Source organism: Lysinibacillus cavernae (assembly GCF_009724685.1).
Taxonomy (GTDB): domain Bacteria; phylum Bacillota; class Bacilli; order Bacillales_A; family Planococcaceae; genus Lysinibacillus; species Lysinibacillus cavernae.
In genome coordinates, this window is sequence record NZ_WMEF01000001.1 from 653,517 (window position 1) to 674,432 (window position 20,916).

17 protein-coding genes are annotated in these 20,916 nt (G+C 34.5%); 10 read left to right on the forward strand and 7 right to left on the reverse strand.

Annotation, left to right across the window (positions count from 1 at the left end; genetic code table 11):
* Window positions 1-72: 72 nt before the first annotated feature.
* The 4 genes from GJU32_RS03210 to GJU32_RS03225 all read left to right on the forward strand — a co-directional run bounded on the left by GJU32_RS03210 (window position 73) and on the right by GJU32_RS03225 (window position 7,777).
* A complete protein-coding gene (locus GJU32_RS03210; RefSeq protein ID WP_155590489.1) occupies window positions 73-3,876 on the forward strand; it encodes a chitobiase/beta-hexosaminidase C-terminal domain-containing protein in 3,804 nt (1,267 codons plus the stop codon).
* A 385-nt stretch (window positions 3,877-4,261) separates the two neighbouring features.
* Window positions 4,262-5,257 (forward strand): ABC transporter substrate-binding protein, encoded by a 996-nt coding sequence (locus tag GJU32_RS03215; protein ID WP_196426569.1) that lies wholly within the window; start codon window positions 4,262-4,264, stop codon window positions 5,255-5,257.
* A gap of 137 nt (window positions 5,258-5,394) precedes the next feature.
* On the forward strand, window positions 5,395-7,056 hold the full coding sequence (locus tag GJU32_RS03220) for an AraC family transcriptional regulator (protein ID WP_155590490.1): 1,662 nt from the start codon (window positions 5,395-5,397) through the stop codon (window positions 7,054-7,056).
* 271 nt (window positions 7,057-7,327) lie between these two features.
* Window positions 7,328-7,777 (forward strand): topoisomerase, encoded by a 450-nt coding sequence (locus GJU32_RS03225; protein ID WP_230874912.1) that lies wholly within the window; start codon window positions 7,328-7,330, stop codon window positions 7,775-7,777.
* A gap of 263 nt (window positions 7,778-8,040) precedes the next feature.
* Here the strand turns inward: GJU32_RS03225 and GJU32_RS23730 are convergent, their stop codons facing one another.
* Window positions 8,041-8,103, reverse strand: a complete 63-nt coding sequence (locus GJU32_RS23730; protein WP_155590714.1) for a tetracycline resistance efflux system leader peptide — start codon at window positions 8,101-8,103, stop codon at window positions 8,041-8,043.
* A gap of 276 nt (window positions 8,104-8,379) precedes the next feature.
* Between GJU32_RS23730 and GJU32_RS03235 the strand changes: the two genes are divergently transcribed.
* Window positions 8,380-8,589 carry a hypothetical protein gene (locus GJU32_RS03235; RefSeq protein WP_155590491.1) on the forward strand — a complete coding sequence of 70 codons (210 nt, stop codon included), beginning with the start codon at window positions 8,380-8,382 and terminating at the stop codon, window positions 8,587-8,589.
* A 191-nt stretch (window positions 8,590-8,780) separates the two neighbouring features.
* Here the strand turns inward: GJU32_RS03235 and GJU32_RS03240 are convergent, their stop codons facing one another.
* Window positions 8,781-9,233 carry a VOC family protein gene (locus GJU32_RS03240; RefSeq protein WP_155590492.1) on the reverse strand — a complete coding sequence of 151 codons (453 nt, stop codon included), beginning with the start codon at window positions 9,231-9,233 and terminating at the stop codon, window positions 8,781-8,783.
* Window positions 9,234-9,672: 439 nt separating this feature from the next.
* On the opposite strand from GJU32_RS03240, the gene GJU32_RS03245 reads away from it, so the two are divergent.
* Window positions 9,673-10,608 (forward strand): EamA family transporter, encoded by a 936-nt coding sequence (locus GJU32_RS03245; RefSeq protein WP_155590715.1) that lies wholly within the window; start codon window positions 9,673-9,675, stop codon window positions 10,606-10,608.
* Window positions 10,609-10,771: 163 nt separating this feature from the next.
* Here GJU32_RS03245 and GJU32_RS03250 read toward each other — a convergent pair whose 3' ends face one another.
* From GJU32_RS03250 to GJU32_RS03260, 3 genes are read right to left on the reverse strand one after another with little or no spacing between them, the layout of a single operon-like run.
* The gene (locus GJU32_RS03250; protein ID WP_155590493.1) at window positions 10,772-11,896 is read right to left on the reverse strand and encodes a Ger(x)C family spore germination protein; all 1,125 of its coding nucleotides are present in this window, start codon (window positions 11,894-11,896) and stop codon (window positions 10,772-10,774) included.
* A gap of 37 nt (window positions 11,897-11,933) precedes the next feature.
* Window positions 11,934-13,337 carry a spore germination protein gene (locus tag GJU32_RS03255; protein ID WP_155590494.1) on the reverse strand — a complete coding sequence of 468 codons (1,404 nt, stop codon included), beginning with the start codon at window positions 13,335-13,337 and terminating at the stop codon, window positions 11,934-11,936.
* A complete protein-coding gene (locus tag GJU32_RS03260; protein ID WP_155590495.1) occupies window positions 13,330-14,406 on the reverse strand; it encodes a GerAB/ArcD/ProY family transporter in 1,077 nt (358 codons plus the stop codon). The genes GJU32_RS03255 and GJU32_RS03260 overlap by 8 nt, the downstream gene beginning before the upstream one ends.
* A 627-nt stretch (window positions 14,407-15,033) precedes the next feature.
* Here GJU32_RS03260 and GJU32_RS03265 point away from each other — a divergent pair.
* From GJU32_RS03265 to GJU32_RS03280, 4 genes are all read left to right on the forward strand, one after another.
* Window positions 15,034-15,861, forward strand: a complete 828-nt coding sequence (locus GJU32_RS03265) for a helix-turn-helix transcriptional regulator (RefSeq protein ID WP_155590496.1) — start codon at window positions 15,034-15,036, stop codon at window positions 15,859-15,861.
* An 84-nt stretch (window positions 15,862-15,945) separates the two neighbouring features.
* Window positions 15,946-16,929, forward strand: a complete 984-nt coding sequence (locus GJU32_RS03270) for an iron-siderophore ABC transporter substrate-binding protein (protein WP_155590497.1) — start codon at window positions 15,946-15,948, stop codon at window positions 16,927-16,929.
* A 67-nt stretch (window positions 16,930-16,996) separates the two neighbouring features.
* Window positions 16,997-17,311, forward strand: a complete 315-nt coding sequence (locus GJU32_RS03275; protein WP_155590498.1) for a cupin domain-containing protein — start codon at window positions 16,997-16,999, stop codon at window positions 17,309-17,311.
* A 454-nt stretch (window positions 17,312-17,765) separates the two neighbouring features.
* Window positions 17,766-19,433, forward strand: coding sequence for an S-layer homology domain-containing protein (locus tag GJU32_RS03280; RefSeq protein WP_155590499.1), 1,668 nt, complete (start codon window positions 17,766-17,768; stop codon window positions 19,431-19,433).
* Window positions 19,434-19,863: 430 nt separating this feature from the next.
* Here GJU32_RS03280 and GJU32_RS03285 read toward each other — a convergent pair whose 3' ends face one another.
* On the reverse strand, window positions 19,864-20,100 hold the full coding sequence (locus GJU32_RS03285) for a DUF362 domain-containing protein (protein WP_155590500.1): 237 nt from the start codon (window positions 20,098-20,100) through the stop codon (window positions 19,864-19,866).
* Complete coding sequence (locus GJU32_RS03290; protein WP_155590501.1) at window positions 20,100-20,621, reverse strand: YwhD family protein; 522 nt, start codon at window positions 20,619-20,621, stop codon at window positions 20,100-20,102. The genes GJU32_RS03285 and GJU32_RS03290 overlap by 1 nt, the downstream gene beginning before the upstream one ends.
* Window positions 20,622-20,916: the final 295 nt, after the last annotated feature.

Genomic DNA, 20,916 nt, shown 5'->3' on the forward strand with positions numbered 1-20,916 from the left:
TTCACGTAAATCCCTTTGCAAAATAGGGAAAAGGATTATTTTATAGATAAAAAATCATAAGGAGCTAAACGAATGAAGAAATATGAATTTAATTTCGTTTCCAAAATGGCGTTATCATTTATACTTGTCATTTCTATGATGTTGCCTTACTTATCAGTTGTAAAGGCGGAAACGACAGAAGCTATTGGAGTGGAGGAAGCGGTAAATCAATTTGATTCAACTTCTGAATTAACAATTGCCGAAGCTCGTGCAGCTGTTGGGACGGACCGCACAGTTCAAATTCAAGGGACGGTTACGACAACACCTGGTAACTGGGGGAGCAAGGCCTTCTATGTACAGGATGAGTCGGCAGGGGTATATGTTTACTCTAGTTCTGCAGAAGCAGGGAGCTTAACTGTTGGAGATATTGTCAAAATCACAGGGAAAACAAGTTTATATAATGGAGAAGTTCAATTTAATTCGCCGACAATTGAACGGATTTCTACAGGGACAGCACCAGCACCGCAAACAGTAAATCTCCCGATTGATGACAGTATACAAGGCGAATTAATTACACTTGAAAATGTGAAGATAAAAGATTTAAGGTCATCTGGTACGTCTGGCACATTTGAATTTAAAGCAGTCGATGCAGCAAATAACGAGCTGTTAATTCGCCATGATAACCGTACAGGCTATCAGCTCTCTCAATTTGAAGCAGATGGCTTCAATAACAATGATGTGATCACAGTGACAGGGATTGCTTCAATTTTTAACGGTACATATCAATTAAAAACGTTAAAAGCGGAAAGCTTCCAATTAGTATTAAACTATGAGCCAACACAAGTAGCGAATATAAAAGCTTTTCCAGCAACGGGCGAAGTCTATGCAGGAACAAAAGTAACATTGTCTACAGATACACCTAATGCAACAATCTATTACACGACAGATGGTTCTGAACCGTCAACAGCTAGTGAGGTTAATGATGCAGCAGCGGGCATTGTTGTAAATAAAGCAATGACAATCAAAGCATTCGCTACTGCAACGGGCTTAAACGATAGTGAAATGGCGTCCTTTAATTATGCAGTTAAAGAAGAGCCAACAGTTATTTCAATTACCGAAGCTCGTAATAAAGAAGTCGGACAAAATGTAATCATATCAGGTATTGTAACAGCAAAATTAGAAACTGCTACAGCGCACATTCAAGATGAAGATGGTGCGGCGATAGCAATTTATCCTGTAGATAGGCTTACTGCAAATGTCGGTGATCGGGTGACGGTGCAAGGTCAAGTAGCTGAATATAGCGGACTAAAGCAATTAATAAATATTTCGCTTGTTGGCATGCCTGTTCCTTCGACAATACCAGAGCCTCACATTATTAAAAGTATTGAGGTTGCAGAAGACAATGAATCGAAATTAGTAACGATTAAAAATGTTGCAATTACTGGTTCCGGTCAAAACTTTACAGGAACTGACGAAGTAGGCACATTTGCTATTTACGATAAAACACGAGACTCAGGTTTAGTGAGTGGAAAAACGTATGGGGAAATTACAGGGATTGTTGGTCAATATACAAACCACCAACTGCTCCCGATTCGCATTATTGAAGATGTAACAAAGGTTCAGGATATCAAACCTTCTCACGTTGGTGGGGTAACAGCTGGCACGAAAGTTACACTTTCTACAATGACAGAAGGTGCAACGATTTATTACACAGTGGACGGCTCAACACCAACTACAGCTAGTACAAAGTATACAGGGGAAATTCTTGTTAATAACCCGATGACGATTAAAGCGGTTGCGGTGAAAGAAGGTTTAGCAAATAGTACGATTGCTATTTTTATTTATGAAATTATTGATACTGAAAATGCCACGATTAGCGATATTCAAGGGGCAAGCCATATATCACCATATGTTGATTTAACGGTAAATGATGTGGAGGGAATTGTAACATTCGTTATTAATTCAACTAGCTTCATTATGCAAGAAGTCGAGTCGGAGTTCGATGGCGTAAAATCAACAGCAATCAAGGTAAATAAGTCGGCACATAATGTAGTGGTTGGGGAAATTATTAAAGTATCAGGAAATGTAAAGGAAGAGGGTGGAAACTCTCGATTGAAAGATACACAAATTTCAGCAACAAATATTACAAAAACAGGTACAGCAGCAATACCAGAAGCTCTTGTCATAGGGAAGGACCTAATCCCACCAACTAAAATCATCGATAATGATGCCTTTGCAATTTTTGACCCACAAGAAGATGGTATCGATTTTTGGGAATCAATCGAGTATATGCGGACATCATTCCCGGATGCGAGAGTGATTGGACCGATTTATAATAATGATTCACCAATTGTTGTACCGAGCACAACAAATAATACATTTAATGTGAATGGCGGTTTAAATATTGCGGCCGACGATTATAACCCTGAAAAAATTATGCTTGAAGGGGTAGCGGGGAAAAATTATGAATCAGGTGATCGTTTTAATGAAGCGCTTATCGGATTTGTAGAAAACTTTACAGATGGTTATCGACTAAACACAAATAAAGTCTTCCCGGAAGTGACAAAGGCAAATCTTCAACAAGAAGTGACGCATCTCGAACCAGTAGCGGACAAGTTAAACGTCGCTTCTTATAATGTAGAAAACTTTTCGAATAATCTTGCCAATACATCAAACGAAAAAGTAGCAAGAATTGCAGCGACATTTGTGAATAATATGAAGTCACCAGATATTATTACATTAGTCGAAGTTCAAGATAATGACGGCCAAATTGATTCAGGAAATGCTGATGCATCGGAAAGCTACATGCGATTAATTAATGCGATTAAAGCTGCGGGTGGTCCTGCCTATGATTGGATTGATGTCATGCCAATTAACAATACAGTAGGTGGTGCACCTGGTGGTAATATTCGTGTAGGTTACTTATATAACCCGACTCGTGTTTCATTAGTGACAGGTATAAAGGGGGTGGGTGACCAAGCGAATAAGTGGACAGCAGATGGAAGCCTTGCTTTAAATCCTGGCTTTGTTGACCCTTCAAAATTTGCAGATACACGTAAACCAATTGCTGCTGAATTTGAATTCCAGGAAGAGCGTGTAGTCATTATCGGAGCTCACTTAAATTCTAAAGGTGGAGACGGTTCACTTTGGGGACCAACACAGCCGCCAGTGTTAGAATCAGTAACGAAACGTCTTCAGCTTGCTCAAGCTATCAATGATTTTATCGATGAAGGACTTGCAATTAATCCGGATTTAAATTTCATAGTAGCAGGGGACATGAATGACTTTGAATTCACCCCAGCACTTGAAACATTAAAAGGTGATGTTTTAACGAATATGATAGATAAAGCCCCAGAAACAGACCGTTTTACGTACTTCTTCCAAGGGAACAATCAAGTGTTGGATCATATTTTAGTTTCGAATAATCTTGCTGACGTTACGGATATTGACTTGATTCATATTAATGCGAACTTTACAGAAGCACAAGGCCGTGCATCGGATCATGACCCAGTATTAGTTCAAATTGATTTGAAGGCAGGGAAAGAAGAAATACCAACACCAATAATACCTGAAAATGTATATAGCTTTAATAACTACAAAACAGGTAAATTAATAGTGAATCGCCCAAGTGTCTCGCTAACATTAGGGGAAAATACAATTATTAAAAATGGAATTGCAGTTTTTAGTGAATATGCGGAATTCCACGGTGTTGGATTTGTAGACAAAACGGTAACAATCAGTCCCAAAAAAGGAAATGCGATTATTGATTTTAAAGGTACGAAAATTGGTGAAATTATTATCGAAGGAAAAAATGTAAAAGAAATTCGTAATTTACCTGCTGGAACGACTATAACGTATACTAAAGGGGCTTCGGCAGCGGAAATTGAGTTTAAGTAATAACTAATTGCAGTTTTTAGAGGAGCATCATTCACATAAAGAATGATGCTCCTTAATTTTGAAAGAGATATAAGTTGAACTAACTATTTGAGAATAACCACCTTAAAGTAATGGATGCTTTAGTGGAATAAGGTGGTTTAGAATAATCAATCGTTTTTGGGAGACGCCTTTAAAACTAGTGTAAAGAGAAAATATAATTGCCCTATCCATCTGTTTACTTATAAAAGAAGTAAGTGAACAGATTTTTTGTCTGGTATAAATATTGACATTTATCCAAATAAATTGTTGCGTTTTTTTCATTGTTTCACCCTTTCATACAAACTATAATAACTTTGTAAATGATAATCATTTTCATTTAAAGGTAAAAAGGAAAGGGGTAATAAATGTGAAAAAGCTTCTACGAAAGCAAATTATACTATGGGGAGGGAGTTTCCTTCTGTTGCTGTTGATATTATCAGCATGCAATTCTAATGGCAACGCATCTGATACGCAGGAAAAGGAAAACGAGAAAACAGCTCAATCTGATGTGCAAGCAGAGAAAAGTGAGACAACAGTTCAATATACGACGATTACAGGCGAACAAGTTGAAATACCTGCAGATCCAAAGCGAGTGGTTTATATTGGTCAGACGACTGGTGATTTCTTGGCGATGAATATTCCAGTTGTTGGAAATAATATTCCTCAAGATCCTGCTAGTTACTATGGAGATAAACTTGAAGGAATCGTTGATATTGGAAATCCTGCTAACTTAGAGACGATTCTGACTTTAAAACCTGATCTGATTATTAATGGTTATTACAAGGCGGATCCAAATCTAAACGAAGAATTGTCAAAAATCGCTACTACGATTCCCTTCAATCCAGCTCTTCCTTATACAGAACGTGTAAAGGAGATGGGGAATATCTTGGGTAAACAGGAGGAAGTAGCTCAATTGATTGCTAAGTTTGAAACACAGTCTAAAGAAATGTTTGCTAAGCTTCAATTAGCAGAAGGGGAGACCGCAACAGTATTCTACCAGTTAGGTAAAATGCTTTATGTTATGGGCGATCGTAACTTTGGTGCCATTATATATGGAGAAAATGGTTTTGCCGTCCCACCAGCTGTACAGAAGAATATTATTGATGTAGAAGGTGTATCTTTCCTTGAAGTTTCCGAAGAGGTACTTCCAGAGTTTGCTGGTGATCATTTGTTTGTAATTGTACAAGAGGATGATGAAAGTGAAGCAGAAGCTGATCGACTGCTACAAAGCCCGATATGGGGAACTTTGCCTGCAGTCAAAAAGGGAAATGTTTATGTTGTACCTAATGGATGGAATACAGATAATTTATTAGCTTTGGAGCAATTGTATAAAAAGTTACCAGAATGGATGCACAAACAGTAAAAAATGTATTTGCCCAATCGATTTTTTAAACCGTTTGTATTCTACAATAGCACATACTCGAACAATAGTTGATAGAGGGTCATTATATGTTACAATAACGATAATGAGAATCATTTTCAATAGTTGGAGAGTTGCTTATGAATCTAGCACCCCTATATATTAGGCTACAACATTATGATCGATTTCAAGTTGATCAGATAATGCCAGCTAGTAGCCACAATGAGGGAATAAATGATAATGAAACAAATTTATGCACATTATTGATAGCACTCAGTCATGGCATACGACTGTATGTAGATAAAATGGCTATCGATCTACAACAAGGAAGCTGCATTCTAGTTTTACCTGTACAACGCTACATAGTTGAACCAAGAAACAAAGAGACACAGCTTGCGCGCTTTACTTTTGAAACCTTTGAAGTTGAAGGAATGTCTTTGAACCGGGTTGCTCATCCACCCTTGCTTTGTGGTTATCCCTATCATCTATTATTTTCTCAAGTCAAACAGATATTAGGAAATGAAGCATGGATAAATAATCAATTTTGCTCCTCTCTATCCACATCAGAAATGGCGATGATGCAAGGTAGACTTCAGCTGATACTAGGGTTGATGGCTCAGTTAGATGAGCAAGCTACCCAGTTGCAGAACAAAGACAAGATAAAATTAGTTCAACAAACTGTACAGTACATAGAACAGCATTATGATGAGGACTTGTCAGTAGAACAACTGGCTAACATGGCTGGAATGGTCAGATGGCAATATAGTCAAAAGTTTAAGACATTGACTGGCAAAAAGCCAAATGATTATTTGGTCCAGTTACGTATAGAACATGCAAAGGAGCTTTTGTGTAATTCCACCGAGCCATTGAGCAAAATAGCTAGACAAATTGGGTTTAAGGATGAATACTATTTCAGTCGGTGCTTTCATAAATTAACTGGAAACACCCCACGTGAATATGCAAACATTCATCTTCATGCGCAGCAAAGAACCGTTATCGATTCACTGGGCAGAAAGATTCATGTTCCTACAGGTGCAACACGTATTGTGACTGATGGTAAATTTACACTTGGGGAATTACTCGTTCTAGGCATCTCCCCTATAGGAGCGGCCATCTCTATCATGGGAGATAACGTGGTTTATCATAATAGGCTGCGAAATATTCATAGTATCGGGTGTTGGGCAGATCCAGATAAAATAGCACCGCTGCAGCCTGAATTCATATTGCTTAGCTATTATCCACAAGATTTGCAGGAACTGGATGCACTTGCTCCAACTGTGGTACTGGACAAGAAGTTTAGACTATTTGAACGGTTACGCTATATCGCTAAACTAGTTGAACGAGGTAAAGAGGCGGAGAAGTGGATTACTACATATGAGAACAAAGTAAGATTGGTACGTAGGCAATTAGCCGATGCTTATGTTGCTGGGGAGATGGCTACGGTTTATCTCAAGTTAGGTGCAAAATTTTATGTTATGTGTCAGACCGGGTTGGCTGCCAGCTTGTATGAATCTCTTGGTTTTCGCCCCACTCCCAAAGTAATGCAGCTAATTGAGCAAGGGCAAGCATGGATAGAAATTCAGCAACACCAAGTAAATCACTATGCTGGAGAGCGTAATTTTATCTTGGCTTCTCCCCAAGAATTACAAACTATTACTCACTGTCCACAGATCGCCACTTTAGCCGAGTTAACTCCCAGTAAGACTCATTTCGTAGATTTTACATGGAATCATTGTGATCCTATTACACGTGAGCGGTTGTTAGATGTGTTACCGTCTATTTTTAAGAAGAAAACGATGTAATTAGTAATTTTTCCTCCCAAAAGGTACACACCAAATATGTTGAGTTTTTGTCTGTCTATTTAACATTAAAGATTGACAACATAATAAAAATCATCTCTTAGTTATACTTTGAGGTGATTTTTTTTGATGCTAGTAGTTTCACTTGAGATAAACTTTGCTTAAATTAATGGAGCAGGAAAGTTACACAAAGTTATTCTTTAAATCGGAACTTTTACCAATATATACCGTTAAATTTACATGTGGAGAAATGTTACAGAATCTGTAGTTTATTATGAAAGGGGAAGTAGAAGTGTTGAAAAAAACTATAATTTCAGGAATTGTATTTACTTCAATTTTGTTAGTTGGGTGTAATGGAGAGGAGAAAGGAGGACAATTAATAGAAAGCGAGCAGGAAGCAGTAGTTGCTCCGGCAAATGAGGGAAATGATGAATTAAAGTTATTATCAGAATTAAAAAATGAAATAATAGTATCTATTACAGAACAATCGGAACTTGATAGTGAGTCAATAGCCATAATGGTAGATGGTAATCCTTTTAAAGAAATGACTATTTCAGTAAGTTTCCCGAAGGATGTAAAAGTTGATGATACGATGATTCAACAAATAATTGAAGATTCTATAAAGAAAGTTTCTGAAACAGAAAACGTAACAATTAGCGAAGAAAATATAAAAATAAAAATTGAGACATACAGAGAAGTTCTTAAAGGATACAATCAACCTTAAAGGTACAGTTACTTTATAAGATTGTGAAAAAATGTACTTAAACAATTGGGTGTTAGTTGAATAATGTAAAGTGATGAAAATAACGTTTTTAATTTTAAAAGTTCAAATAAGTATGACTCCATCTAAATTTAGGATGGGGTTATACTTATTTAATTTTGAATGCAAGATACCTTTCTACAATGTAACAATAAAGGAGTTTAAAAATGAATTCTTTTACTCTATGAGCGTTTATACATTTTCATCGTAATGAGAGTAGACTTAGTTTATAGGGTCATTGATACGTTTACCCTCTTTACATGTACCCAAGTATATTTATTGCACTTCATAATTTACTTCTCCTAAAAATGAATCTTTATTATAAAAGTTATAGCTAAAATATTACTTAGTATGTACCTTTAATGGAATATAGTTACTGAATGTTTTTGATGTTAACTCAAAGCTCCATATAATTAACGATGCAGGTTAGTTGAATAATATATCTTTCATCTGTTTTATTGTATGCCGGCTCATGTTATAATGAGGAACTTAAGATAAGTAATACCTTTTTTATAACGGATGCCAAGAAAAGCCTCCGCAACAATAAAATATGGAGGTGTAAGAAAATGAATAAACGTTGGACGATTGATAAAATTCAAGAATTTGTTGAGAACAATTCAGAAAGTAAGTTGCTAACGACGGAATACCACGGTTTTTCTCAAAAATTACTATTTAAATGTGCATGTGGTAGTAACTTTGAAAAAACTTTTACGAAATTTAAAAATAAAAACCAAAGAAAATGTGATGTATGCCAACCGCCAAAAGAGTCACGCTAAACGCATAGCAGAAACGTATCATCAAGAGCTAAATCAAAAAACGTTATAAAAAAAGGAGTGATACCTATTTGTCATTGACTAATAGGTATCACTCCTTTACTTCTTGTTCAACAATCGCACCATGTAATTGAATAAGAATTTCCTTCAAATATATTTACTTCAGTAAAGGCTTTTTATAAAACGTCCTTTACTTATTTATTGCCAAGTTGTTCCGCCAAACCGATTAGAAGTCCTTCGATGCCACGAATGTAGCAGAGTCGATACGAGTCCTCGTACTGAACCACTTCGCCAACGAGCTGAGCGCCATACTTAGTGAGTCTGGAAACCATTTCGTCAATGTCTTCAACGGTAAACATGACGCGTAGATAACCAAGGGCGTTTACAGGAGCAGTCCGGTGATCTGATATAGTAGGTGGGGTCAGAAAACGTGAAAGTTCAAGTCGGCTGTGGCCATCTGGGGTAACCATCATAGCAATCTCTACGCACTGAGCACCCAATCCGGTTACGCGACCAGCCCATTCGCCTTCGACAGTGGCTCGCCCTTCGAGGCTCAAACCAATTTCCTCGAAGAAAGAGATTGCGTCATCAAGGGATTCTACAACGATGCCGACATTGTCCATTCTTAGTAATTTGTTTTTTTCCATAATCGTATCTCCTTATGTGTAAAAATTTATTATCTGATCATCTTCATCATTATTCTATTAAAAAGTGACAAATTCCTTCTAAACAAAAACACCTTGTCACAGTATAGGATAATAAAGTTATTTCAAACCTAATTCAAAGAACTTAATTTTCAACCTTTTTGTTTTTTTTGTGTCAACCTGCTTGGATTATTAATGAAATATCGTGGACAAACAAAAGCCAAACCCTTGATATATCAGGTTTTGGCTTTTTTACTATTTCCGTAAATTGACTTTCTTTCACCCAGGAGATTCGTTTTTGTAATCCATTATTACCGAAAAAAAGATTGTAAAATAACAATCAGTGATTTATATTGGAGATTATGATTTTTTTTCAAAATCTCAAAATCATAATCGAAATTCAATTTATATAAAAGTTATAAGAGGGAAGTGAAAAATGAAGATGTATCTTTATCCCCTATTAGTAGTTATTGCAGCTAGTAGTTTTGGTATCGTTTCAACTATCATAAAACTGGCAATGCGTAGTGGTTTTTCTGTCTCTGAGGCAGTGACAAGTCAGTTTTTTATAGGCTTTTGTATAGCAGTATGTATCTTCATCGTTACAAACAGATCAAAACTAAGCTTTAACGGCGTTAAAATCCTTTTATTTGCAGGCATTTTAACAGGATTAACAAATATTTTATATGGTCATTCTTTGAACTTTTTGCCTGCTTCTTTAGCAGTTGTACTATTGTTTCAATTTACATGGATCGGTATGTTGATTTCTTGTATCACAAAGCGACAATTTCCAAGCAGAATTGAATTAATATCGTTAATCATATTGGTAGCTGGAACAATACCAGCAGCTGGTATAATTGATGTTGATTTATCCCAAATACCTTTACAGGGGTGGTTATGGGGGTTAGCAGCTGCTCTTTGTTATTCCTTATTTTTATACGTGAATGGAAAATCAACTGCAAGTATGACAACCTCTAACCGTTTAGTTTTGGTTTCTTTCTTTGCTTTCACGATTACAGCGGTTTTTCAGTCTCCAGAAATTATTTGGAATGGTACTTTGTTTAACGAAGGGCTTTGGATATATGGATTGGCATTAGGATTATTTGGCATGATCATACCTGTTTTCCTATTCACTATTGCAGTTCCTAAAGTTGGTTTAGGTATGTCATCAATATTAAGTGCTGTTGAATTGCCAATCGCGGTGATGGTATCTGTCATCCTATTAAGCGAAACGGTTACAACTTTGCAAATAGCAGGAATCGTAACGATTGTTATCGGTATAAGTTTACCAACAATACTAGATAAAGATGGCTTGTTAAAAAACGTCAAAACTAAATACAAAAAATCCAGCAAAGAAGTAGCAAAAGGATCTTCGATATGAAGATCCTTTTCCATGGAAGGTCTTCTAATGAAAGAAAAACTATGAAAATAGTTAAGTATTTAAAAGATAGTTTTCGGTACCCCAGTTGTATGAATCAAATGAATCAAGACAACCTTTTTAGGGTTACACTACGAATGATCTCTTTACAGTCAAGTTGAAGCAATTATTTATTAGCACCTACATCTTTTATGAAAACATGTATATTAAATTTTTGAATAGAATTTTCATCAATGGCATTTAATTCATCTACAGTCCATGATGAGGACTTGAAACGATAAGCTTTTTCTGAAAAATTGAAGATGTCGGCATTTATTTCTAAACCTTTTCCAAATGTTTTTTGAAATTGTGATGAAATAATTTTTTTAATCTCATTTTCAATTGTTTCTTTTTCGATATTTTCCTGATTTTCTCTAATGGATGCTTTTATTTCCAAATTTATAGTGTATTTAGGGATTTTATTACCTGATACTTCTATACGATAATTTATATTATCAATAAATAAAGATACAGACTTATCCTTTATTGCTAATTTCATTTTATTAAAATCCTTATTAAACCAATCTAGTCCTGAAAGTTCCTCCTCATTTATCCATCCTTTAAATTTTTGTTGTGAAAGAAAATAGGCGCCACTAATTTTTAATACTTCTTTTGTATGATTATCTTCTATCCAATAATCATTACTAATTTTTATTGAAGGGACCATGATAGATCCAACTGGTTCGTAATATCTTTTAATCATGTCTTGTACAGTACTAGTTGAGATGAAAGAATTAAAGAATAATTGCTCATTTGGATCATACGGAAATGTTAATGTAGGAGGTTTATTAAAGAGACCTTGTATATTCATTATTTCTTTTATATTATCCTCAAACCCATAAACTAACGTATTGTAACGTAAATAATAGTCCCTACTAAAAAAATCCAAAAATTTATCCAAATGCCCATCCAAAACATTTTTGGAAATGAAGATAGTTTGTATATGCCCATAATACAAAGGATTAACAGAATTTTTTTCAATATCATCTATAGCGCCCTGGATAGTTTCACCTTCTCCATGTCCGATAACAATTGGTGCAGGCCCAGGTGCAATGCCTGGATCTGAACCCGCAACATTATTAAAACCGAAAGCTTGAAAATATAAATGATACTTATCATCCGAATAATCTATACCAAGGGCGGTTATATAGACTTCACTTTGTATTTCTTTTGTACCTAAGCAACCGCCTAGTATAAATAATAATTGAAAAAATAAGGTTATTCTCAATGCGGAAGTAAAGAAATTGGCCATATACAAACTCCCTTCTGCTTAATTATTGTATAGACAATCAGTCTTTCATTTTGATTCTGAACGGCATTTTTAAGAAACCTTTGATAAGATTTGGAACATTAACTTTATATAGGGTGGAAAGGTAAGGATGCCCGAAGCTTTCTAATGAGGATATATACGTTAATAAGAATAGAACACTTAAAACAAAACCATACATACCAAAAAAAGTAGAGGCAATTAAAGTGGCAATTCTTAATAAAAATACATTCCCTAATATATTTTGATTAATTAATGTGTAACTAGAAATGACAGTAAGGGCTCCAATTACTAGTGTTGAAGGTGATGTAAAGCCTGCTCTTATTGCAGCATCACCAACTATTAATCCTCCTAAGACAGCAACAGTTTGACCTACAGCTTTAGGTAAACGTATTCCAGCTTCTCGAAAGAGGTCAAAAAAGATGAGCATTATTAGAATTTCAAATGCAGAAGAAATTGGTAGCCCAATTTTAGAAGCAGATATCGACACTAATAAGGGGAATGGTAACTGGTTAAGTTGGTGGACAGTTAGAGCAATCCAAAAACCAGGTAAAAAAATACTTGTCAATAAAGATGTAATTCTTAATATGCGTGAAAAACTCACAAATAAGAAATTTGTTTGATCATCTTCTGGAGCTTTTAAAATAAGTAATAAATTTACCGGTCCAATTAAACAGCTTGGGCTTCCATCTACCAATATGACAAAACGCCCTTTATTGAGGGAATTTACTACAAAATCTGGTCGACCAGTATAATCAAGGAGTGGGAAAAGGGTATAGGTCTTATCATAAAGTAATTCTTCAATATGATAACTACTTGCAACGTTATCTACTTTTATATTATCTAGTTTGTTTTGAACATTATCTAAAGTAACTTGTTCAATATAGTTGTCAATGTAAAGTAATAAAACTTTTGTTTTACTTGTTTTTCCAATTGTGTATTTTTTACTTGATAAATTATTACTTTTTAATCGCATTCTTATCAAAGAAAAGTTTGTATCTATATTTTCAATAAATCCATCGCGGGGTCCCCTCAATGAAACCTCCATATTTGATTCTTCAATTGATCGTTCAGGTAGTTTAGCTAAATTGATTGAATATAACTTATTTGATTGAACATGATAAAAATATAAGAAACCAGTGAAAATGCAACTGTTTATTTCATCCAATTTCGTAATGAACTCATTAATCTCTTTTACTTCTAAATAACGATTTATTATTTCTACATCATTTAAATTCCCTTTTTCAGCCAGGAGTCTAATATTTGGTAATAATGAATTAAAATAAAGAACACTATCAATTAAACTATGGCAATATATAAAAACCACTTCTTGTTTTTCGTTATTAAAAACATAAAATTTATTACTTATTGTTACATCCGATTGATTACTTAATTTTTGATATAGTATATCTTTATTTTCAGTCAAAGTTTTTACCTCCCTTTCCTCCTTTAATTTTTTGTAGCACATAGATAACAGTAATAAAAAAGGATAAAAACAAAAAATTAGAGAGAAGATAAACGCGATTTATAAATGATAAAAAATCAGAAACTGACCAAGGGATTAGTAATCCGATTGTTAAACATAAATAGACAATAAATAATATTAATTTTCGGTTTTTAAAAAAGGAAGAAAGGATATACATAAATAAACTTACGCGAACAAACGCTATTGATAATATTTGGAGAACAGATAAGGAATCCATTCTAGTAAAGTACTTTCCAAATGATAAAACCCGCCATTGTTCGTTAATAGGGAAGAGCATTTTTTGAGTTATATAAATGCCGAATTCTGATATAGTAGTCACAATTGTAATAAAAACTGATAAGACAAACAGTATAGAGAAAACTAATATTCCCTTAATATGCAGCCTTTCTTTTACATAATCCTTTAATACAATTAAAATGAATCCCATTTCTAAAACACCAATACATATGTATAATATTCCCCATAGAATGGACGGAGTATTACTTGTATTTACTGGTAATATAAGTTCATATTCATTGCTCATTGCGTTTCCTAAATTAAGGAGTACAAACAAAAAAATGTATAGTGTACAAATAATTAATGACTGGATAGCTATAGTTTGAATACCCTTTAGAGAACCATAAAAGCATAATAATATAAATAAAATAACTGTTATAAAGTATGGATAATCAGAGTTAAAACTTTCATCAGCCCAAATAATTGTAAATTTGAGCGAAACGAAAGTTGATGAAATTAAATAAACTATATATGAAGTAATTATGAATAAATAGAGTGGTCTATTAAGCTGGACAGATCTGAAGTCAAGGATTGCACTATTATTTGATGAAGAAGTAATTTTTGAAATAAGTAATGCAAAAAGAAATATTGGAAGTAAACTTACCAAAGCGCTTATCCATGCTTCACGTTCAACCACTGTAAAAATGGTAGGAATTAAAACGAAATTTGCTAAAAAGCTAACAGATAAGAATAACAAACAATATACATGTATGGGTTGTATAACTTTGTTCATTTTATCGTAAACCTCCTCCTCACAATGCTTCCCATGTTTGTTATCATCTAATCTAAATGGGCGTGTTTTAGTTGGGTTTAGTATGGATTCACACACTCCCGACAAGATGGGTTTAATATATTCGAACTATCAAGGAGGTCGAAATTGAATTTTATCAAATGGTCATTTTTAATTGTTAAAGTAAGGAGATCAATCCATTTTTAGTAATCTCCAATTTAGTATTAGCTGACTTTGAAAAATTTTGCCTTTAAGAATGCTGGCTATATGATGCATATAGAACCACCAATTATTATAGTGGTGGTTCTTGTTTTAATTGACAATGATAATCATTATCGATAATGTGAAAATAAGCGAGAGTTCTCATGTTCACCTTTCCGCATTCCAGCGGCTATTAGGTCCATTTATGGCGGCATGATGAGCGTTATAGAAGAAATGATTTAACCAAAATGGGGAATCGTGAATGTGGGGAAACACGGACCTAAAAAACTTCTCGATGCTAGTGTCTCCTTGCTGGAACAGTAGCTTGTTGAACTGTATATGCTCTTTGTGGTCAAAAGCTACACAAAATCTCCAGCTATGATTTTAGGGATTACACGGGCAAATTATTATTGAAATGAGGTATGCAATGTGAAAATCGATGTTAATCAATTAGCAGAGCATTTAGCACACACTCCTTTTCAAGTAGAAGGAGTCTATCGATATGATAAAAATTCAGGTGTGCCTTACGCTGACTATACAGATTCCTTTCCTGGTTTTGTTTTTCCACTTACAGGAAAGATACAATTTCAATTCAATGGCACGCCTTATATCTTTTCGCCAGGAAAAGTTGTGCATGGGGGTGCAAAAATGACATTAGATCAAGAAATTTTCGGTAACACAAATTGGGAATATATTCTTGTTTTATACCGGATATGTAATTCAGAGCTAGAAGAGTCAAGCTTTTCGCATCAGCATTTTGAATTATCAACTGGACAATCTCCCCGTCTTATCGAATTAATAATGCGTCTTTGGCATGTGTATAATCAGCGTGGGGGCATTTCGAAGTTTCAGACCGAAATGCTGTTTCGTGATGTATTGAATGAAGCCTTATTATGTGTTGTTAATAGGCAAAGTAACTGTGAATCACACACTTTATTCGAACGGGTAACGAATTATATTCATGAATACTATTATCAAAGCCTAACTATATCATCGCTTTCAGAGCAAAATAACGTTAATCGAAATCGACTTTCTTATGTATTTAGAAAACATGCAGGTATGGGACCGGCAGAATACTTATTAAAATATCGTATAAACATGGCGCAAGAAATGTTATTTACAAGTGACGTACCTGTACAACAAATTGCCGAAACTGTTGGCATTGGGGACCCCTTTTATTTTAGTAGAGTGTTCAAGAAACAATTTGGTATTTCTCCTACTGAATATCGAGAGAATTTCATCAATAATCCATGCTAATTTCAACAAGCATCCATTCTAATCTAAAAATACCTTTACTATACTAATAGCATATTAAAGATAATTTTTTTGGAGGATTTTCGGATGCAAAAGATTAAAGGACTGCTATTCTTACCGCTATTATTAGCAGGCATACTAGCAGGTTGCAATGAAACACCTGTTGAAAATAAAGGAGTAGCTACAGAAGACACATCTACATCAGCAGTTAATGTAGATGCAACAGATTGGCCAAGGACAATTAAGGATTCCCTTGGTAAAGAAATTGTGATTGAGAAAAAACCAGAAAAGATAGCCTCCCTATGGTATTTTTATCCTGAAATATTAGTTGCATTAGGTGAGCCACCTGTAGCTTCTACTGACAAAGAGTATCTATCCACTTTATCTTATTTAAATGGAAAGCTAGATTCAACTGAGGAATTAGGAGATAAATTGTCTCCTAGTATTGAAAAAATTCTATCGACTGAACCTGATTACATTTTAGCAACGGAGCATCATGAAAAATTATATGAGTCACTAGAAAAAGTTGCACCAGTCATTACGCTGAATTCGAAGGACATCTATGATGACTGGCAATATGGCCTCCGTACAGTAGCCGAGATTATAGGAAAAGAAGACAAAGCGGAAGAAGTAATTGATAAAATGATGCAAGAAATTGCAACTGGGCGTGAAGCATTAAAATCGATACAAGGAGAGTCAGTAGCACTTATATTGTCTTGGGATGGAAAAACTTTTAATGTTCTAGGTGAAGAAAATCCTGTATATACACTTGCATTTGATAAAGAAAAGGGATTGGGGCTTACACCAGACGTTACATTTAAGGGCAATAATAATCAATTTGCTGCGTTTGAAGGCATTTCAACTATTCAAGCAGACCATATTTTCCTTATAGGTGACATTACAAAAAAGGAAACATTAATGACTGAATTAAAACAAAATAATGTATGGAATAATATGAACGCCGTAAAGAAGGGTAATATACATTTGATGGATACGTCTGCTATTACTGGAGGTCCATTAGCTATCGAATACGCTTTGCAAAATATAATAAATGCCCTGCAAAGGCCATAAAACGAAGAATTTAATTTGAAAAACTAACAGTGTTAAGAAAGTCATTAAATAATAAGGAGAGATAATTATGCCCTACCAAGTAATAAATATAAATGAGAATTTAGCTAAAATAAATGAGCTCTGGTCTCCGAAAGTCGTAGGTGAAATAAACGATTTTCAATTCAAACTAATTAAGATTGAAGGGGACTTTATATGGCATGAGCATCAAGGTGCCGATAAGGTATTTATGGTGCTCGAAGGAGAGATGTTCATCGATTTTCGTGATGGTCAGGTGAAAATTTCTAAGGGAGAGATCTTTATTGTTCCGGGAGGAGCTGAACAAAAGCCTTTCGCTGAAAAGGAATGCCATGTTATGTTGGTGGAGCCTAAAGGGTACAAATAAAAAGTAGACTATGCTTCTATTATTTACTATTTGTTACGAGGATTAACTCAATGGATGATAAAAAGTTTCAAGTAACATAGGCTCGTCGAACGGATATTACATCCAAACCTAAAAAGCCTCACTAAGTCATATCAAAGAGAACTGAAGTACAAATAGTAGAATTAACCTTGGGGAAGAATGACATACACAATATGAAATGAAGGCGACCGTTTAAATACTATGAACGGTCGCCTTTTGTTTTCTTAAATTTGTCCTTTTCGCGCATCAATGCACGAGTGTTAGCTTCCATATATTTAAAAATACAAGAATTAATGGATGTGTTTGAAATAAAACCAAATTATACCCCTTAAATTGCTTCTTAACGGCATGAGGATGAGTGCCCAAATTATACCTCTATACTAATAAGTTGGCTTTTATTAGAATGATAGAATATTGATTTTTAAGAGGTGTTAGTATGAAAAAATGGGCAATTTCAGCATTTATATTATTTACTTTTACAATGCTAATCCCAGATGTGCAAGCTGCAAGTTGGCAACAAGGAGATGTCATCAAAGGCTATTATGCTGAAAATGTCTATGGTACACATTCATTATCGCTTGAAGAAGATGCACGTGTAGAGTTTTCATTAGTGGATGGTGTTAATAACTATAGAGGATATAGTTCGCCTAATTCCTATATTGTCATTTTATTTGATAGCAATGATCAGCGCATTGGAAGCATAACGACGCATCAAGATGATGGAGATCATTCAAAAACAGTACAGTTTATCAATTTAAAAAAGGGAACATATCACATTAAGGTTTCTAGTTACTGGGTTAGTACAATGGGTGATTATGAGGTAACGTACAAAACAAGTCCTATTGAAGGCACAGATGTGGAGCCGAATAACGAAAATTCAACTGCCAATTTGTCCACAATAGGAAATATGTATAGTGGTGAATTGTACGGGGCAGGCATTTCCTTAGATAAGGATACATACAAAGTAGAGATTCCTAAATTCGGTAAGGTAAAAGTTCAACTACAAGAAGCTACAGGTATGTCACTCGGCTCCAGTGAATTTAAGTTAGAAGCAGTTAATGAGAAAAACAGGAAAATTTTTTCGGTTAGGAGCACGGGAAAACCTAGTGAGATTTTTGTATTACTTCAGCCAGGAATATATTACTTTAAAATAAGCTTACAAAACTCCCTTAAACCAACCAATAATTATTCTTTTACAACAAGTTTTGAACCACTAGTGGAGAAAGATTGGGAAAGTGGTCGCAATATCGATGAGGCTAATGCCGATTTATTAGAAAGTAATAAAACATATAATGGTTTTTTATTCGGTGGCAATTACAGCTACGATCAGAGTCGAGATTTTTATAAGTTTACACTGACAAAGAACGCTACCGTGACATTTATCGCCCATTCAAAGCGGGAGGGGTTTGGCTCACTAATTTTCCTAGATGAAACAGGCTGGCAACTGAGATCAGGTGGTTACGCGACGAGTGATACGAATACAATTATTGAAACAAAAGAATTAAGTTCAGGTACATATTATGTGGAGTATATTCCCCGATATGGATTGGATGGCTATGAAGAGTATAATCTCACAATGCGCATTCAACGTTTTACAGACGTACCGGCGATGCATCTGTATTATGAACAAATAGAAGCACTTGCTCAATTAGGCATCAATAAAGGCTATACAGATGGTACGTTTCATCCAAATGAAGCCATCAAACGGAAACATGTTTTTGCCATGTTAAGTCGAATAGATGGACTCAAATTACCTAAATTAAGAACAATGAAAAATTTTAAGGATGTAACAACAATGCACCCCAATTATCCAGAAATAAAGACGTTTTATGAAGCGGGAATCATCGACGGTAGTGGTTTGTATATGAACCCTGATATGGATTTAACACGTGCACAACTGGCAAAAATTTTAGTAAATACATTTCATTTGAAAATGAAAGGAGAAGGAATAGCGTTTAGCGATATAAATTCGACTAATAGTTTATATAAATATGTTCAAATATTAGCGAGTAATGGAATCACTTTAGGATATAACGGAAAATTCATGCCAGATGATACAGTCACAAGGCAACATTTCTCTGTCTTTTTACAAAGGACTTTATAAATGATTTGGTAAAAATTAATTGACCATTTCGTCGAATCAATTGTGCAGTTGTTAAAAGAAAATACTGAGGGCATGTGGCGCAAAAGAGGAATATTTAAATAAGGTATTTATTTTGAACAGAACGCATATTTTTCACTAAAAAATTTTATTAAGATGCCCTTCATCTACGCGAAATTGCAATTTGAATGCAGTCTATTTCGTGTAGATGAAGGGATTTTTTTGTTGAGATAGGGAGAGAGCACATATAATGAATTTTGCAAACTCATGAGATATGAAGCACATTAAATGCTTAACGACAAAGGAAAGAAGGGGCATGCTTCAACTGAAGTTCAAAAGTAAGGGCTTTTAAGTCAAGTTGGATCGTAAATTGTACTTTCTCCCTCTAAAAAAGAAGAACTTTTATTTAAAAAGAAATTGCTAATTGCTTCTTTTAGTTTCGAAAATGATTATGTGCTAGTAGAGTTGCCGATTTATATTCATCAGGTAAATCGTCTTCAAAGAAAATAGCCTCTACTGGACAAACTAATTCACAAGCACCACAATCAATACAAATATCAGGATTAATTACATATTGGGTATCTGAAATAACAATGCAATTTACCGGACAGACATCCAAACAGATAGCTGCTTTTTCATCCCTACATAATTCTGTAATTACAAAAGCCATTATAAATCCTCCTGTATAGATAGTTGCTGTTTTAATTCATCAGGTGACTCTCTCCAGTACTCTTCATTAAATCCAGATAAAAACTGATGGAGTAGTTTTTTTGAATTTATATCGACATGATTTAATAGAAACTTCCCTTTAAGTGCCTTATCTAAATAATTTACTTGTTCTGGCAACGATTTATAGCCAAGTTTAATTCGGCGTACTTCTTTTGATACCCGTACTTCACTTGCTGTACATCCTGCATAATAAGGTCCATTTTGAGCAATCTGAATAGCTACCCAAACAATCCAATATCGATAATAATCGTCACTAGCATGAGCTAAATCAGGTGAAAAACGAACTTTTTTTTCAATTATACTTCGCCCATGTAAAGCTTCTAAATCTATAAACACGTGTTCATTTTCACAATCTATAATAATAGGCGTTACATTATTTAAATCAAGGGTACCTGCTCCGTAACCGCCATCTCCATCTGTTGAATCGTTACTTAATATGGTAAAATGTAATTTTTTTTTCATAGACATCACCCCACAAACGATTGTATTACATGTTTACTTAAGGTTAATAATTTTCATACACCAATAATTTTCAATTACTATTAGTCAATGGTCTGACAAAAAATACATGTCTTGTACATAGCTAAACTGACATAAAAAAACATTGTACTTTAAGAGTACAAGGTACTGCATATCGTAGTAATTTTTTCAGTGCACTATAACAAACACATTACGTATAGTTTTTTATAAAATAATGTAATTGAACGTTTTAGCAGTATTTTTTTACTATACGTAATGGTTGTCTAGGATTTCTCCT

Bases quoted from the DNA above. Each gene is read 5' to 3' on its own strand.
- GJU32_RS03210 (WP_155590489.1), top strand. From the start codon at position 73: ATGAAGAAATATGAATTTAATTTCGTTTCCAAAATGGCGTTATCATTT.
- GJU32_RS03220 (WP_155590490.1), top strand. From the start codon at position 5,395: ATGAATCTAGCACCCCTATATATTAGGCTACAACATTATGATCGATTT.
- GJU32_RS03225 (WP_230874912.1), top strand. From the start codon at position 7,328: ATGAAAGGGGAAGTAGAAGTGTTGAAAAAAACTATAATTTCAGGAATT.
- GJU32_RS03235 (WP_155590491.1), top strand. From the start codon at position 8,380: ATGAATAAACGTTGGACGATTGATAAAATTCAAGAATTTGTTGAGAAC.
- GJU32_RS03240 (WP_155590492.1), bottom strand. From the start codon at position 9,233: ATGGAAAAAAACAAATTACTAAGAATGGACAATGTCGGCATCGTTGTA.
- GJU32_RS03245 (WP_155590715.1), top strand. From the start codon at position 9,673: ATGTATCTTTATCCCCTATTAGTAGTTATTGCAGCTAGTAGTTTTGGT.
- GJU32_RS03250 (WP_155590493.1), bottom strand. From the start codon at position 11,896: ATGGCCAATTTCTTTACTTCCGCATTGAGAATAACCTTATTTTTTCAA.
- GJU32_RS03260 (WP_155590495.1), bottom strand. From the start codon at position 14,406: ATGAACAAAGTTATACAACCCATACATGTATATTGTTTGTTATTCTTA.
- GJU32_RS03270 (WP_155590497.1), top strand. From the start codon at position 15,946: ATGCAAAAGATTAAAGGACTGCTATTCTTACCGCTATTATTAGCAGGC.
- GJU32_RS03275 (WP_155590498.1), top strand. From the start codon at position 16,997: ATGCCCTACCAAGTAATAAATATAAATGAGAATTTAGCTAAAATAAAT.
- GJU32_RS03280 (WP_155590499.1), top strand. From the start codon at position 17,766: ATGAAAAAATGGGCAATTTCAGCATTTATATTATTTACTTTTACAATG.
- GJU32_RS03285 (WP_155590500.1), bottom strand. From the start codon at position 20,100: ATGGCTTTTGTAATTACAGAATTATGTAGGGATGAAAAAGCAGCTATC.
- GJU32_RS03290 (WP_155590501.1), bottom strand. From the start codon at position 20,621: ATGAAAAAAAAATTACATTTTACCATATTAAGTAACGATTCAACAGAT.